The 13,457-nt window shown below is 60.3% G+C and carries 13 protein-coding genes; 7 read left to right on the top strand and 6 right to left on the bottom strand.

Annotation, left to right across the window (positions count from 1 at the left end):
* The 3 genes from JNB91_RS15275 (at position 1) to JNB91_RS15265 (ending at position 2,720) form a co-directional block, all read left to right on the top strand.
* A complete protein-coding gene (locus JNB91_RS15275; RefSeq protein ID WP_220326369.1) occupies positions 1 to 1,461 on the top strand; it encodes an FAD-binding oxidoreductase in 1,461 nt (486 codons plus the stop codon).
* Positions 1,458 to 1,838 (top strand): winged helix-turn-helix domain-containing protein, encoded by a 381-nt coding sequence (locus JNB91_RS15270; protein ID WP_220326368.1) that lies wholly within the window; start codon positions 1,458 to 1,460, stop codon positions 1,836 to 1,838. The genes JNB91_RS15275 and JNB91_RS15270 overlap by 4 nt, the downstream gene beginning before the upstream one ends.
* A gap of 315 nt (positions 1,839 to 2,153) precedes the next feature.
* A complete protein-coding gene (locus tag JNB91_RS15265; RefSeq protein ID WP_112457416.1) occupies positions 2,154 to 2,720 on the top strand; it encodes a DUF6101 family protein in 567 nt (188 codons plus the stop codon).
* Positions 2,721 to 2,801: 81 nt separating this feature from the next.
* Here JNB91_RS15265 and ubiA read toward each other — a convergent pair whose 3' ends face one another.
* The 3 genes from ubiA to JNB91_RS15250 form a co-directional block, all read right to left on the bottom strand.
* A complete protein-coding gene (gene ubiA, locus JNB91_RS15260) occupies positions 2,802 to 3,752 on the bottom strand; it encodes a 4-hydroxybenzoate octaprenyltransferase (RefSeq protein ID WP_220326367.1) in 951 nt (316 codons plus the stop codon).
* A gap of 219 nt (positions 3,753 to 3,971) precedes the next feature.
* A complete protein-coding gene (locus JNB91_RS15255; RefSeq protein WP_220326366.1) occupies positions 3,972 to 5,228 on the bottom strand; it encodes a class I SAM-dependent methyltransferase in 1,257 nt (418 codons plus the stop codon).
* A gap of 172 nt (positions 5,229 to 5,400) precedes the next feature.
* Complete coding sequence (locus tag JNB91_RS15250) at positions 5,401 to 7,701, bottom strand: Tex family protein (RefSeq protein ID WP_220326365.1); 2,301 nt, start codon at positions 7,699 to 7,701, stop codon at positions 5,401 to 5,403.
* 227 nt (positions 7,702 to 7,928) lie between these two features.
* On the opposite strand from JNB91_RS15250, the gene JNB91_RS15245 reads away from it, so the two are divergent.
* The 4 genes from JNB91_RS15245 (at position 7,929) to JNB91_RS15230 (ending at position 12,257) form a co-directional block, all read left to right on the top strand.
* Positions 7,929 to 8,129, top strand: a complete 201-nt coding sequence (locus JNB91_RS15245) for a hypothetical protein (protein ID WP_220326364.1) — start codon at positions 7,929 to 7,931, stop codon at positions 8,127 to 8,129.
* A gap of 141 nt (positions 8,130 to 8,270) precedes the next feature.
* Entirely contained in the window at positions 8,271 to 9,542 is a 1,272-nt protein-coding gene (gene purD / locus JNB91_RS15240) for a phosphoribosylamine--glycine ligase (RefSeq protein ID WP_220326363.1), read from the top strand.
* Between the two features lie 126 nt (positions 9,543 to 9,668).
* Entirely contained in the window at positions 9,669 to 10,145 is a 477-nt protein-coding gene (locus JNB91_RS15235) for a plant virulence effector HPE1-like domain-containing protein (RefSeq protein WP_220326362.1), read from the top strand.
* 279 nt (positions 10,146 to 10,424) lie between these two features.
* Positions 10,425 to 12,257, top strand: coding sequence for a methyl-accepting chemotaxis protein (locus tag JNB91_RS15230; RefSeq protein ID WP_220326361.1), 1,833 nt, complete (start codon positions 10,425 to 10,427; stop codon positions 12,255 to 12,257).
* A 154-nt stretch (positions 12,258 to 12,411) separates the two neighbouring features.
* Here the strand turns inward: JNB91_RS15230 and JNB91_RS15225 are convergent, their stop codons facing one another.
* From JNB91_RS15225 to JNB91_RS15215, 3 genes are read right to left on the bottom strand one after another with little or no spacing between them, the layout of a single operon-like run.
* Positions 12,412 to 12,906 (bottom strand): 2-thiouracil desulfurase family protein, encoded by a 495-nt coding sequence (locus JNB91_RS15225; RefSeq protein WP_220326360.1) that lies wholly within the window; start codon positions 12,904 to 12,906, stop codon positions 12,412 to 12,414.
* On the bottom strand, positions 12,903 to 13,208 hold the full coding sequence (locus JNB91_RS15220) for a type II toxin-antitoxin system RelE/ParE family toxin (protein ID WP_220326359.1): 306 nt from the start codon (positions 13,206 to 13,208) through the stop codon (positions 12,903 to 12,905). The genes JNB91_RS15225 and JNB91_RS15220 overlap by 4 nt, the downstream gene beginning before the upstream one ends.
* The gene (locus tag JNB91_RS15215; RefSeq protein ID WP_220326358.1) at positions 13,201 to 13,452 is read right to left on the bottom strand and encodes a type II toxin-antitoxin system ParD family antitoxin; all 252 of its coding nucleotides are present in this window, start codon (positions 13,450 to 13,452) and stop codon (positions 13,201 to 13,203) included. Before JNB91_RS15215 ends, JNB91_RS15220 begins: the two co-directional genes overlap by 8 nt.
* Positions 13,453 to 13,457: the final 5 nt, after the last annotated feature.

The raw sequence follows: 13,457 nt of genomic DNA, 5'->3' as shown, positions 1-13,457 counted from the left end.
ATGGACGGTTCCGCGGGAGAGAGCACAAAAGCCGGTTCCGAGATGGCTGCGGGACTGATCGACCGTTTTGCCGCGATTGTCGGAGACGCCAATGTCATCCGCGATGCGGCAGGTCTTGCCCCGCATCTGGTCGAGGATCGCGGTCTTTACAAAGGTTCCTCGCCACTGCTTCTGAAGCCGGGATCGACGCAGGAAGTTTCGACGATCCTGAAACTCGCCAGCGAAACCGGCACGGCGATCGTGCCGCAGACCGGCAATACCGGGCTTGTCGGCGGCCAGACGCCGCGTGCCGGCGGTAACGACATCATCGTCTCGCTTGCCCGGATGAACCGCATCCGCGATGTCGATCCGGTGGCCAATGTGCTGGTGGCCGATGGCGGCGCGATCCTTGCCGATGTGCAAAAGGCGGCGGAAGAGGTGAACCGGCTGTTCCCTCTCTCGCTCGGCTCCGAAGGCTCCTGCCGGATCGGCGGCAATCTTTCGACCAACGCGGGCGGCACGGCTGTGCTTGCCTATGGCAACATGCGCCAGCTCTGCCTCGGGCTGGAAGTCGTCCTGCCGACCGGCGAGATCTGGGACGGGATGCGGCGGCTGAAGAAGGACAATACCGGCTACGACCTGCGCGATCTCTTCATCGGCGCGGAAGGCACGCTCGGCATCATTACCGGCGCGGTGCTAAAGCTCTTTCCGCGCCCGGTTGGTCATCAGGTGGCATTCGCCGGTGTTGCCTCGACAGAGGATGCGCTCGCGCTGTTCGACAAGGCCTCGACGCTTTGCGGCATGGCCCTGACCGGTTTCGAGCTGATGCCGCGGATCGGCATCGAATTCACCTCGCGGCATATCGACGGCGTGCGCGATCCGCTGTCGGAGCCGCATCCGTGGTATGTGCTGATCGACATCTCGACCTCAGACTCGGCTCAGACTGCCGAAGTCATGATCCATTCGCTGCTGGAACAGGGTTTTGAGGCGGGCCTCGTTCGCGATGCGGTGATCGCCTCGTCGGTTGCCCAGCAAAAGGCGCTCTGGACGATGCGCGAAAGCATGTCCGGTGCCCAAAAGCCGGAAGGCGGTTCGATCAAGCACGATGTGTCGGTGCCGGTATCAAAAATCCCGCAATTCATGGCGGAAGCCGAAAAGGCGATTCTGGCCGCCATGCCCGGCGCCCGTGTCTGCGCTTTCGGCCATATGGGCGACGGCAATATCCACTACAACATCTCCCAGCCGGTTGGGGCCGACAAGCAGGCGTTTCTCGACCGCTGGCGTGAGATCAACGAGATCGTCCATACAATCGTGCTTGCCGCGGGCGGGTCGATTTCGGCGGAGCACGGCATCGGCCAGTTGAAACGCGACGAGCTTGCACATATCCGCTCGCCGATCGAGATGGAGCTGATGGCCCGGATCAAGAAATCCTTCGATCCGGCCGGCATCATGAACCCGGACAAGGTGATCATCGCCCCATGAGCCATATCCGGAAAACCACGATCCGCATCGATTTCGACATCGGCGTCAGGCTCGGGCCGGGAAAGGCACAACTGCTCGAACTGATCGAGGAACACGGTTCGATCCGAGCCGCGGGAGCTTCGATCGGCATGTCCTACAGGCGCGCATGGCTGCTTTCGGACGAGATTAACCGGATGTTCCGCGAACCCTCGATCTTTACTCGCCATGGTGGAAAAAGCGGCGGAGGTGCCGGCTTGACCGAGTTCGGCCGAGAGCTTCTTTCCCGTTATCGACGGATGGAAGCCGCCATGCTGAAGGCCGCCGATGCGGATCTGGCATGGCTGTCGTCCAATATCGACGCGGCCTTCACACCCCCTTCCAAAAAAGACGACAGCTGATTTTTGTCCCGGGCTTTCGGCCTGCATGATCGGCAATCCGGGCGGTTTTCCACAGCTCCGAAACCGCGGCCGCCGCGGGCTGTACCGCTGCGATACGCCTTCAATGCAAAGACGCGCGTTCACCCTTCGGAAACCGAGATAATTGCGGCATTCGGTAACCATCCACCAAAGCAAACTTTCCTTAACCGCGATTTTTAAGGGGTTTTCGCAACCCCGCCGCCTAATGTGAGCCCATCAGAGGACAAAAGTCCCGCAGAGAAACGAATACGGGAAACCGGAAGCGGCTCTCAGGTAAAACAAGGGTAGCATAAAGCGATGAGCAAAACCGTTCTGAAGCCCGAATGGGCAGGGTCGACATTGAGGCTCGATCCGTCTCGTTTTCCGCAGCAGATTACCTATGCGCTGCGCGAGACCTCAGGAAATGTCACGATCACCATCGACGAGCGCGGCGCCGTGCTGCGCAAGATCCTTCCGGGTAGCGGCCTACCGCTGTCCTTCGCCCTGCCGGCCCGCGCCTTCAAGGGTGTCGCCGCCCGCGCGATCGACCATGGCGACGGCGAAGTTACCGTCACGCTCGAACTCCATCACGACGATCCGGATCTCTGCATCCCGCTTCTCGTCGCCCATGATCTCTGCGATATCGCCGCCGACTGGCGCTCGTGGTCGGAAGCCTTCCGCATTCCGATGCTGATGGTGGAGGCCGATGGCGTTGCCCGGCCGCTCGAAAACCATATCGGCGACGTGCGTGACCATGGCACCAAGCAGCGCCGCCGTCACTCCTATTTCGCCGCAAGGCGTCCCCGTTTCCTCGTCCGTCGCACGACCGGCACGCTCGGTGTTGCGATGAAGATCGAGGGCCGGGAAATCATCGCGCGCCGGTAGGACCGTCCCCTAAACCTGCAAGGCGCAGCGCGAAGCCCGGCTTCTTGAAGCCGGGCTTTTTCTGTTCGGATATTCCTTGCGTCAGAAGATCAGCGAGAGAAGCAGACCGGCAAAGAGAATTGCGCCGACGCGATTGTTGGACAGGAACAGGTCGCGGCACTGAGCCGGGTTCCGGATATCCAGAATGAGGATCTGCCAGCCTAGCATGACGACCATCGCCATCAGTCCGACATAGGCGAAGAAACCGGCACCGGCTGCAATGAAGGCAAACAGCAAGAAAAACACCGTCACGCCGTAGAGGCCCAAAATGCAGGGTTTGGCGTTGTCGCCGAAAAGACGGGCCGTCGATCGGACACCGATTAGCTCGTCATCCTCGATATCCTGATAGGCATAGATCGTATCGTAACCGATCGTCCAGGCGACGGCGCCGATATAGAGGAACACCGGCGCCCAGGAAAGCGATCCGAAGATTGCAGCCCAACCCATCAAGGCACCCCAGGAGAAAGCAAGCCCCAGAAAGAACTGCGGCCAGTCGGTAAAGCGTTTGGCGAAAGGATAGATGGCAACGACGGCCAGGGAGGCGATGCCGAGCGCGATCGAGAAGGTGTTGAACTGAATGAGGACAAGCAGCCCCACCAGTGCCTGCAGGACGATGAACACTTTAGCGCCGAAACGGGACACACGGCCTGAGGGCAACGGGCGTGAACGGGTGCGCGCCACTTCCATGTCGATGTCATGATCGACGAGATCGTTATAGGCACAGCCTGCGCCACGCATGGCAACCGAGCCGACGAACATCAGGAAGAGGTAGAAGATGATCGTGCCCGCCGAAGGCTCCAGGCCATCGGGTGCCGCGTCCGCCGCAAGAGCGATCGACCAGAAGCACGGCCACAACAGAAGCTGCCAGCCGATCGGGCGGTCCCAGCGGGCAAGCTGGGAATATCCCCACAGCGATCGCGGCAGGACGCGATAGACAAAATTGTCGGAAGGAGCATCGGCCACACGGGCGGCATCATTTGGGGTGTTGGTCATCATGGCCGAGTTTCTAGCGCCGGGGATTTGGGGTGGTCAAGGAGATGGGAAGATCATCGCCTTCAAGTCCCCCTCTGGCCTGCCGGCCATCTCCCCCACAAGGGGGGAGAAGACCCGTGGCAGCTTCTCGCCAATTTCTCACCGGAGAGGCCGGCTGGGTTAAGCCCTCCCCCTTTTGGGGAGGGTTGGGAGGGGTCTTCTTCCCCCAGCCGGGCAGCATCACACCGCAATCTTGTCCAGCGGCAACCGGCTCTGTTCAAACGCCCGCAACTCCGCTTCCCGCTCGTAGATGTAGTCGCGGGTATCGGGCACCGCCTGGCGCTTCTTGACGATCTGGATCTGGAAGATGTGGAAGGCTTCGTGGGTGAAGGCCATTTCGGAAGCTGCGAGGTAGAATTCCCACATCCTGACGAAACGCTCGTCATAAAGCGCCGCCGCTTTTTGCCTGTTGGCCATGAAGCGCTCGCGCCAGTGGCGCAGCGTGTAGGCATAGTGCATCGGCAGGATTTCCACGTCGGAGACGAGTAGTCCCGCCTTTTCGATCGCCGGAAGCACCTCTGCCAGAGACGGAATGTAACCACCCGGGAAAATGTACTTCTCGATCCACGGATTGTTGTAGATCGCCGGATACGGCTGGCCGATCGAATGCAGCACCATGACGCCGTCATCGGCGAGCACGTCATTCACCTTGTTGAAGAACTTCCTGTAGTTCAGCCGGCCGACATGTTCGAACATGCCGACCGAGACGATGCGATCGTAGCTCCTGGTCGGCGGCAGATAATAATAGTCCTGCAGCTCGAAGCGCACGCTGTTGGCGAGGCCCCGCTTGGCGGCGCGTTCGCGGGAGATTTTCAGCTGCTCGGTCGATAGCGTGATGCCTGTCACATCGACACCGGAACTCTCCGACAGATACATCGCCATGCCGCCCCAGCCGGAGCCGATTTCCAGCGCCTTCTGGCCGGGCTTAGCCAGAAGCTTTGCCACGATATGGCGTTTCTTGGCGATCTGCGCCTCGTCCAGCGAAATGCCGGGCGGGTTGAAGTAAGCGCAGGAATACTGCCAGTCCTCGTCAAGAAACAGCGAGAACAGCTTTTCGTCGAGATCGTAGTGATGCGAGACGTTCTTGCGATTGTGGTTGATCGGCACGCGATTGCGGAACTGCGCCTCGATCATGCGGCCGATGCCGCGGACGATCATGCCGAATGTCAGGCCTTCGGACAGGGTGTTGTCCTTGATCAGGGCCAGGAATTCATAAATGTCACCCTCTTCCACGAGAAGGCGGCCATCCATGTAGAGCTGGCCGAGTTGCAACTGCGGATCACGCAGAAGCGCCAGTTCCGATGCTTCATCGGTGAAGCGGATGGCGACTGAGCGACCTCCCCCTCCGCCATATCGCTGTTCGCCTCCCGTCCCACGGACGGTGAGAGTTCCTACCTTGATGATTTTGCTAAGAAGATCGTGAAGGGACGAGTTCACGGACCCACCTCCTGAATACTAAGGGAACCTTACTATTTTTCGAAATCTAGCGCCTATTCCTCGGACTGCAAGCACATTCCGGTCATGAAAATGACACGAAACAGAACGCCGTCAAACGGGTTGTTTGACGGCGCACACCTAAGAGTAGCAATGAGCTTTTGGCTTGTAAAATTCAGCGCTTTTTTAAAGCTTCCGCGAGCGCTGCACCGAAAGCGCCTTGTGAAGAAGGCTTTTCGGTCTTCATGAATTTTTGATTGGCGGGGCGTTCATTTTTGCCCGGACCCCGCGGCGGCGGGGCTGAATCGCCTCCGTCCTTGCGCATCGTCAAGCCTATACGCTTGCGCTTGACGTCCACCTCAACCACCTTGACCTTCACTACATCGCCGGCCTTGACCACTTCATGCGGGTCCTTGACGAACTTGTCGGCCAGTTGAGAGACGTGAACGAGACCGTCCTGATGCACGCCGATATCGACGAAGGCGCCGAAGGCGGCGACATTGGTGACGGTGCCTTCCAGCAGCATGCCGGGTTTCAGGTCAGTGATCTCATCGATGCCATCCGCAAACGTGGCGGTCTTGAAGCTCGGGCGCGGGTCGCGGCCGGGCTTTTCCAGCTCGGCGATAATGTCCTTCACCGTCGGCAGGCCGAACTGCTCGTCGATGAACTGGCGCGGATCGACAGCCTTCAAGGCCGCGCTGTCGCCCATCAGGGTGCGCAGGTCACGGCCGCAGGCGGCGACGATCTTCTTCGCCACGCCATAGGCTTCCGGGTGGACGGAGGAAGCATCGAGCGGCTCTTTGCCGTTGACGATGCGCAGGAAGCCCGCGGCCTGTTCGAAGGTGCGGTTGCCAAGGCGCGCGACCTTCAAAAGATCCTTGCGGCTTTCGAAAGCGCCATTCAAATCGCGATGGGCGACGATCGCTTCGGCAATCGACTTGCTCAAGCCCGAAACGCGGGCCAGAAGCGGCGCAGACGCCATGTTGAGATCGACGCCAACGGCGTTCACCGCATCTTCAACCACGGCATCAAGCGAACGGGCGAGCTTGCCCTGATCGACATCGTGCTGGTACTGGCCGACGCCGATCGCCTTGGGTTCGATCTTGACCAGTTCGGCCAGCGGATCCTGCAGGCGGCGGGCGATGGAGACGGCGCCGCGCAGCGACACATCAAGCTGCGGAAATTCGGCGGCAGCGGTCTCAGAGGCGGAATAGACCGAAGCGCCGGCTTCCGAGACGATGACCTTGGTCGGCTTGGCCCCCGGCAGGGATGACAGCATGTCAGCCACCAGCTTTTCCGTCTCACGGCTGCCCGTACCATTGCCGATGGCGATCAGTTCGACATTGTGCTTGCGGATCAGCGAGGCAAGTTCTGCCTGGGTGCCGCGCAGGTCGTTCTTCGGCGGGAAGGGATAGACGGTCGAAGTGTCGATCAGCTTGCCGGTGGCATCGACGATCGCGACCTTGACGCCAGTGCGGATGCCCGGATCGAGGCCCATGGTCGAGCGTGAACCGGCGGGGGCAGCGAGCAGCAGATCCTTGAGGTTACGGGCGAAGACGTGGATGGCATCCTCTTCGGAGCGTTCGCGCATCTCCCGCATCAGGTCGAGCGACAGCGAGACAGAGAGCTTGACGCGCCATGTCCAGCCGGCGGCTTCCATCAGCCACAGGTCGCCCTTGCCCGAGCCGCGGATTTCAAAGGCTGCGGCGATGATGCGCTGCGCCGGCTTGACCGGGGATGTGTCGTCGGCATCGACATCGATCGTCAGGGTCAGCATTTCCTCGTTCCAGCCACGCAGCATGGCGAGCGCACGGTGGCCGGGAACGGTTGCCCAGCGCTCCGTATGATCGAAATAGTCGGCGAACTTGGCGCCCGCTTCCTGCTTGCCATCAACGACCTTGGCACGAAGAACCGCGCCATCGCGCATGTGCTGGCGCAGGCGACCGAGAAGATCGGCATTTTCGGAAATGGTTTCGGCAACGATATCGCGTGCGCCCTCGAGCGCCGTCTTCACATCGGCGACTTCACCCTGAACATAGTCTTGCGCAAGCTTTGCCGGATCGGCGTTGCGATCCGCCCAAATGGCTTCGGCCAGCGGCCCGAGGCCGCGCTCGCGGGCGATCTCGGCGCGGGTGCGGCGCTTCGGCTTGTAGGGGAGATAGAGGTCTTCGAGTTCCGCCTTGGTGGCGGCACCGGCAAGCTTGCGCGCAAGCTCATCGGTCATCTTGCCCTGGGTATTGATGCTGTCGACGATCGAGACGCGGCGCGCTTCCAGTTCGCGCAGATAGACGAGGCGTTCGGCGAGGTTTCGCAGCTGCGTATCGTCGAGGCCGCCGGTCACTTCCTTACGATAGCGCGCGATGAAGGGCACGGTCGCGCCTTCATCCAGCAGGCCGATCGCCGCCTTGGCCTGATCCGGGCGCGCGTTGATTTCTGCGGCGATCGCAATGCTGAGTTTCTGGATATCGGCGGCCATGGAAGTCCTCGTCTGGATCGGGAGGCGCGACCATAATCAAACTTTGCGGCAAGACAACACCGCCCTGCCCTGCGCTCACAGGATGATGACGTGACCTGTGCCAAAACGGGCCGGCGTTCACCAAGCGATAACCGTCACCCGGTGGATAAAGACGTGACATCTTCTCGCATTCATCGCCCTACCTATAGTTAGCCGCGCCGCATGATGCGGCACGCATGGAGGTATGAATGCCCAGAAAAATCGCCACCCAACTCGCCGGTGATGAGGCGGTGGGCTCCGAGGAGCTTGAGGCCGCCATCATCTACCTGAGCGAAAAGATAAAAGATGCAGCCAAAAGAGACGAACCGGTTCCCTTCCTCGCCTATCGAAACCGACTGATTTTCGAAACGACGCTGGCGTTGCGCCAGTACGAGCATTTCACGCTCTAGAAACATTCAACATCAAGGCCGTGCCGACCCTGTTATCCCTGTGGGGCCGGCCGCCAACCGGGAGCATATCGCGCGCAGACCCTTGACCTTTGCGGCTACGGGCCTTAACCGCCCCACTGAAAACAACCATGAGGGCGGTTTATGAAGGTTCTGCTGATCGGCTCAGGCGGCCGCGAACATGCATTGGCGTGGAAGCTCGCACAGTCTCCCAAACTGACTGCCCTTTATGCTGCTCCGGGCAATCCCGGTATCGCGGAACATGCCGAGATCGCTTCTCTCGATGTCGATGATCACGGCGCAGTTGCCGAATTCTGCCTGACCAATGGTATCGACTTCGTCGTTGTCGGTCCGGAAGGCCCGCTGGTGGCCGGCCTTGCCGACGTGCTTCGCGCCAAGAACATCGTCGTCTTCGGACCATCGGCCGCAGCCGCCCAGCTCGAAGGCTCCAAGGGTTTCACCAAGGATATCTGCGCCCGCCACAATATCCCGACCGGTGCTTACCGCCGCTTCACCAATGGTGAGGAAGCCAAGGCCTATGTGACCGAGCAGGGCGCACCGATCGTCGTCAAGGCGGACGGGCTTGCCGCCGGCAAGGGCGTCACTGTGGCAATGACGGTCGAGGAAGCGCTTGCCGCGATCGACGACTGCTTCGACGGCGCCTTCGGGGCGGCCGGTGCGGAAGTCGTGGTCGAGGCCTATCTCGATGGCGAAGAGGCAAGCTTTTTCTGCCTTTCCGACGGCAAGACGGCGCTGGCGCTGGCAACGGCGCAGGACCACAAGCGCGTCGGCGACGGCGATACCGGCCCGAACACAGGCGGCATGGGCGCCTATTCCCCTGCCCCGGTCATGACGCCCGAAATGGTCGAGCGGACGATGAAGGAAATCATCGAGCCGACGATCCGCGGCATGGCGGAAAGCGGCCATCCGTTCACCGGTGTCTTCTTTGCCGGCCTGATGATTACCCAGAAGGGTCCGGAACTGATCGAATACAATGTCCGCTTCGGTGATCCTGAATGCCAGGTTCTGATGATGCGGTTGAAGAGCGATCTTCTCGAACTGCTGTATGCCGCCGCAACCGGCACGCTCAATCAGGTCGAAGCGCTGTGGAGCGACGACGTGGCGCTGACGGTGGTCATGGCGTCCAAGGGTTATCCCGCCGCCTATGACAAGAACACGCCGATCGCCAAGCTGCCGGCAACCGGCAGAGGCGAGAAGATTTTCCATGCCGGCACTGCCATCAAGGACGGGCAACTGGTTGCGACCGGCGGCCGGGTGCTGAACGTCACGGCAATCGGCCACAATGTCCGCGAGGCACAGGCCGGGGCCTATTCTCTCGTCGAGGGGATCGAGTGGGACAACGGTTTCTGCCGCCGCGATATCGGCTGGCGGGCTGCTGCGCGCGAGAATTCCTGACGGCTCGGCCGCATGCCTTTGGGTGATGTGGCCAATCGTTACAGGTTAAGCCGTTATTTACCGATTCTCCTGACGGGATCGAAACCACTGATGGACTAGGCTTGATGCAAAGAGAGGATTTGCATCATGCGCCATCTGGCCCTCACAGCCTTCGTGCTTTTCGCCGGTACTGCCCAGGCGCAGTCTGTCCTGCCGTTTTCGGGCAACACGCAGGGAACGACACCAAGCATGCTTGCCATGACATGCAAGACCTGCCCTCCTCTGAAAAAGGCCGATGAAAGCAACTACAAGGTGCCCGCGCTGAAGGGCGGCGTGCAATCGGTTTCGATCATGGAGATCGACGGCCAGAAGAAGATCGTGCGCACCGATGCCTGGATGGGCGGTTCGCCGGTCGTCCATATCAGCAAGGTTCCGGACTGGATGAATGTCGATCAGTTGCAGGCGGTCATTGCGACGAAGAACGGCAAATTCGTTCAGACCGAAGTCCAGGTTACCGGCCTTCAAACGGATCAGATCGACCTGGAATCAAAGACAGGCGCCGTTGACAACAACACCTCCAGCGAGCAACAAATCAAAGAGACTCCACTGAGGTTGAGCGAATAACTCGAATTACTTATTTCGACATCAGCAAGATACAATATTACCAATACTTCTACCCAGACTTGCTAAATTCTGCGTCCGGCAGAAAAATCGCGATAACGATCGATAATATATCCGTTATCGGTGGCCATTCGGCAAAACCTTAAATTTTTATTCAAATATACAGGGCATTTTTAGCCTTGTGCGATGCAGCACGAATTTTGCGCAGGATGCGCTCCTTCCTAACACTTGAAGTCTATTCGGCTGCCGGACAATGGCGGTCCGTACGGTCGCGAGGATTCCATGAAGAACCTGAAGATCTCCCATCAGCTCGTCCTGCTCGTGCTGACATTAATGGTCGCCTTCGCGGTCGGCACCTATTTCGAACTGCGGGCATCCACCAGCGCCATCTATGCAGAGCGTTACGGAATGCTGCGCAGCCAGGTGGAATCCGGCATCGGCATCCTGAAGAAATTCCAGGAACGTGAAGCGGCCGGCGAGCTGACGCGCGAAGACGCACAGAAACAGGCCTTCGCAGCCGTCGCCGCCATGACCTTCAAGCCGGACGGTTATCTTTACGCCTACGACTATGACGTGACGATGCGCCTGCATCCGGACCCCAAACGTCTCGGCCAGAATTTCAAGGGCAAGCCCGACAGCCAGGGCTTCATGTATCGCGACGAGCTGGTGAAGATCGGCCGCGCCGGCGGCGGCACTGCCGACTTCCTTGGGCCCAAGCCCGGCGAACAGGGCGATGGTTTCCGCAAGAGCTCCTATGCGCTTTCCTTTGAGCCCTGGCAGCTGGTTCTCGTCACCGGCGTCTATGTCGACGATCTGGAAGCCCAGATCCGCGGCGACATCATGAAGGCGGTCGGCATCGGCGCAGGCATCCTCGTCATCGCTGCCCTTCTCGCGCTTGTCGTCATCCGCAACATTTCCGGCCCGCTCGGCGATATCCGCAATGCGCTGAACGCCGTTGCCGACGAGAATGTCGACCTGAAAATCCCGCATACCGGCATGACCAACGAAGTGGGCCTGATGGCCCGCGCCACGGCAGCCCTGCAGCAGAAGGTGCGCGAACGCCATGCGATGGAAGAGCGCCAGCAACGTCAACAGGAGGAACTCGACGGCGAGCGCCAGCAGAACCTCGACATGCAGCGCGACGAGGCCGAATTGCAGGCCCGCGTCGTCTCCACCATCGGCTCGGCTCTCGAAAACCTAGCCAAGGGCGACCTCACGGTTCGCTGCGGCGATCTCGGCAGCCGCTATGCCGGCCTGCGCGACAACTTCAACGAAGCACTCGGCCATCTCGAAGCGGCCATGTCCAAGGTCAATGCCAAGGGCATCGATATCGGCGGCTCGAAGGATGAAATCCGTCGTGCTTCCAACGAACTGTCGCAGCGCACCGAGCGCCAGGCGGCTAGCCTGGAAGAAACGTCGGCTGCTCTCGACGAACTGACGGTTGCCGTTAAGCAGACTGCCGACGGCGCCCGCGAGGCAGCCCAGCGTGTTGTCACCGTCAGCGGCGAAGCCAACCGCAGCGATGCCGTGGTTGCCGAAGCGATCGAGGCGATGAGCGGCATCGAGCAGTCCTCCGGCGAGATTTCAAAGATCATCGGTGTCATCGACGAGATCGCCTTTCAGACCAACCTCTTGGCACTCAATGCCGGTGTCGAGGCCGCGCGCGCCGGTGAAAGTGGCAAGGGCTTTGCCGTCGTCGCCCAGGAAGTGCGCGAACTCGCCCAGCGTTCGGCCGCCGCCGCCAAGGAGATCAAGGACCAGATCTCGCATTCCTCGCATCAGGTGGAAAACGGCGTGCGTCTGGTAGGTGAAGCCGGCGAAGCGCTGAAGCGCATCTCGAGCCAGGTGAAGGCTGCAAGCGACATCGTCAGCAAGATCGCCGATTCCGCCGCAGAACAGGATTCGACGCTGCGTTCGATCTCCTCGTCGCTCAACCATCTCGACCAGGCAACCCAGCAGAATGCCGCCATGGCGGAAGAGACTACGGCTTCCGCCGAAGCGCTCGCAGTCGACACGGAAGACTTGCTGAACCTGATCCGCGGCTTCCGCGTCAGCGGTTCGAAGCATGCCGACAGCCTGCGCGACATGGCCGGTCAGATGCGCATGGCAAGCTGATTTTCACTATCGAGGTTCCGTCCAACTCGGGTGGGGTTCTCTTAAAGTTACGCGGGGGACGCGGGGAAGAAAGCCGTCCGGACAATATGGTCCGGCGGCTTTCTCTTTTTCCGAACTTCTTCGTGATCAGCGCGATAGCTGCGAATGGGCGGCGTCAGGCTTTTGCCAGCAACTCGACCAGTTCTTCCAGCTGACGATCGGACCGCACGACGATGCCCGCCTGCTCCAGAAGCGCTGCCGTCACGCCGTTGCCTGCGTGTTTCATCCCGCCGAACGATCCGTCATAGATAAAGCCGGAGCCACAGGATGGGCTGCCATCGATCAGAAGCGCGTGGGTACAGCCATGCGCCTGCGCAAATTCCAAAGCGTGACGGGCCCCCGCGACAAACGCCTCGGTCACATCACCGCCGGTGATCTCCATCACCCGCGCCCGCCCCTCAAGCACATCGGCCCCAGTCATGCCCTTCTCGATCTCTGCAGGCGGCCGCGGCACGCTCATGCCACCGGCAAGCTCCGGGCAGATCGTCACCAGCCTCCCCTCCTGGCGCCAGCGATCGATCGCCGGATGGTGAAGCGGCTTTCCCTTCCCATCATAACGGACGGCATGGCCGAGAAGGCAGGCGCTGATGAGGATTTTGGAAACTGTCATTGCTGTTCGTCGAGATGGCGGCGGATATCGACCTTTTCGTGGAGGATACGGGCGATCTCTACGGACCCGTCATCCATAACGGCGTAGAACACATAATGATGACCCGCTGCACGGCGGCGATAGCCTGAACGGATATCGACCATATCCTGACCTGAAAAAGGATGGTCCCCAATCTGCTCGATCACATCCAGAAGCTGATCGACATAGAGTTCAGCCTGATTTTCCGACCATTGCTCGCGGGTATAGCGGGCGATGCCCCTCAGATCACTCTTGGCTGTTTGACGTAGCCTGATCTCAACCACGTTCAGCCCATGATGCACGAACCGATGCCATCAACGCCTCACGATCAAACGGCTCAGCAGGCCCGCTATTCTCGCTTTCGATCAAAAGCTCGCGCAGCCTCTCGATCTTCATCTGCTCTTCCTCGAGCATGCGAAGACCGGCCTCGATAACCTCGTCAACGGTCTCGAAGCGTCCGCTTTCCAGTTCACGCGTGACGAAGCTTGCGGCCTGATCGCTGACGGTCACTTGCACGGGCTTGTTCATCGAAG

This window comes from Aliirhizobium wenxiniae, assembly GCF_019511445.1.
Classification (GTDB): domain Bacteria; phylum Pseudomonadota; class Alphaproteobacteria; order Rhizobiales; family Rhizobiaceae; genus Neorhizobium; species Neorhizobium wenxiniae_A.
This window is presented reverse-complemented; position numbering and strand designations above follow the sequence as displayed.

Coding starts and splice junctions, on each gene's coding strand:
- JNB91_RS15235 (WP_220326362.1), top strand. CDS start 9,669: ATGCGCCATCTGGCCCTCACAGCCTTCGTGCTTTTCGCCGGTACTGCC.
- JNB91_RS15225 (WP_220326360.1), bottom strand. CDS start 12,906: ATGACAGTTTCCAAAATCCTCATCAGCGCCTGCCTTCTCGGCCATGCC.
- JNB91_RS15250 (WP_220326365.1), bottom strand. CDS start 7,701: ATGGCCGCCGATATCCAGAAACTCAGCATTGCGATCGCCGCAGAAATC.
- JNB91_RS15215 (WP_220326358.1), bottom strand. CDS start 13,452: ATGAACAAGCCCGTGCAAGTGACCGTCAGCGATCAGGCCGCAAGCTTC.
- ubiA (WP_220326367.1), bottom strand. CDS start 3,752: ATGACCAACACCCCAAATGATGCCGCCCGTGTGGCCGATGCTCCTTCC.
- JNB91_RS15265 (WP_112457416.1), top strand. CDS start 2,154: ATGAGCAAAACCGTTCTGAAGCCCGAATGGGCAGGGTCGACATTGAGG.
- JNB91_RS15275 (WP_220326369.1), top strand. CDS start 1: ATGGACGGTTCCGCGGGAGAGAGCACAAAAGCCGGTTCCGAGATGGCT.
- JNB91_RS15245 (WP_220326364.1), top strand. CDS start 7,929: ATGCCCAGAAAAATCGCCACCCAACTCGCCGGTGATGAGGCGGTGGGC.
- JNB91_RS15230 (WP_220326361.1), top strand. CDS start 10,425: ATGAAGAACCTGAAGATCTCCCATCAGCTCGTCCTGCTCGTGCTGACA.
- JNB91_RS15270 (WP_220326368.1), top strand. CDS start 1,458: ATGAGCCATATCCGGAAAACCACGATCCGCATCGATTTCGACATCGGC.
- purD (WP_220326363.1), top strand. CDS start 8,271: ATGAAGGTTCTGCTGATCGGCTCAGGCGGCCGCGAACATGCATTGGCG.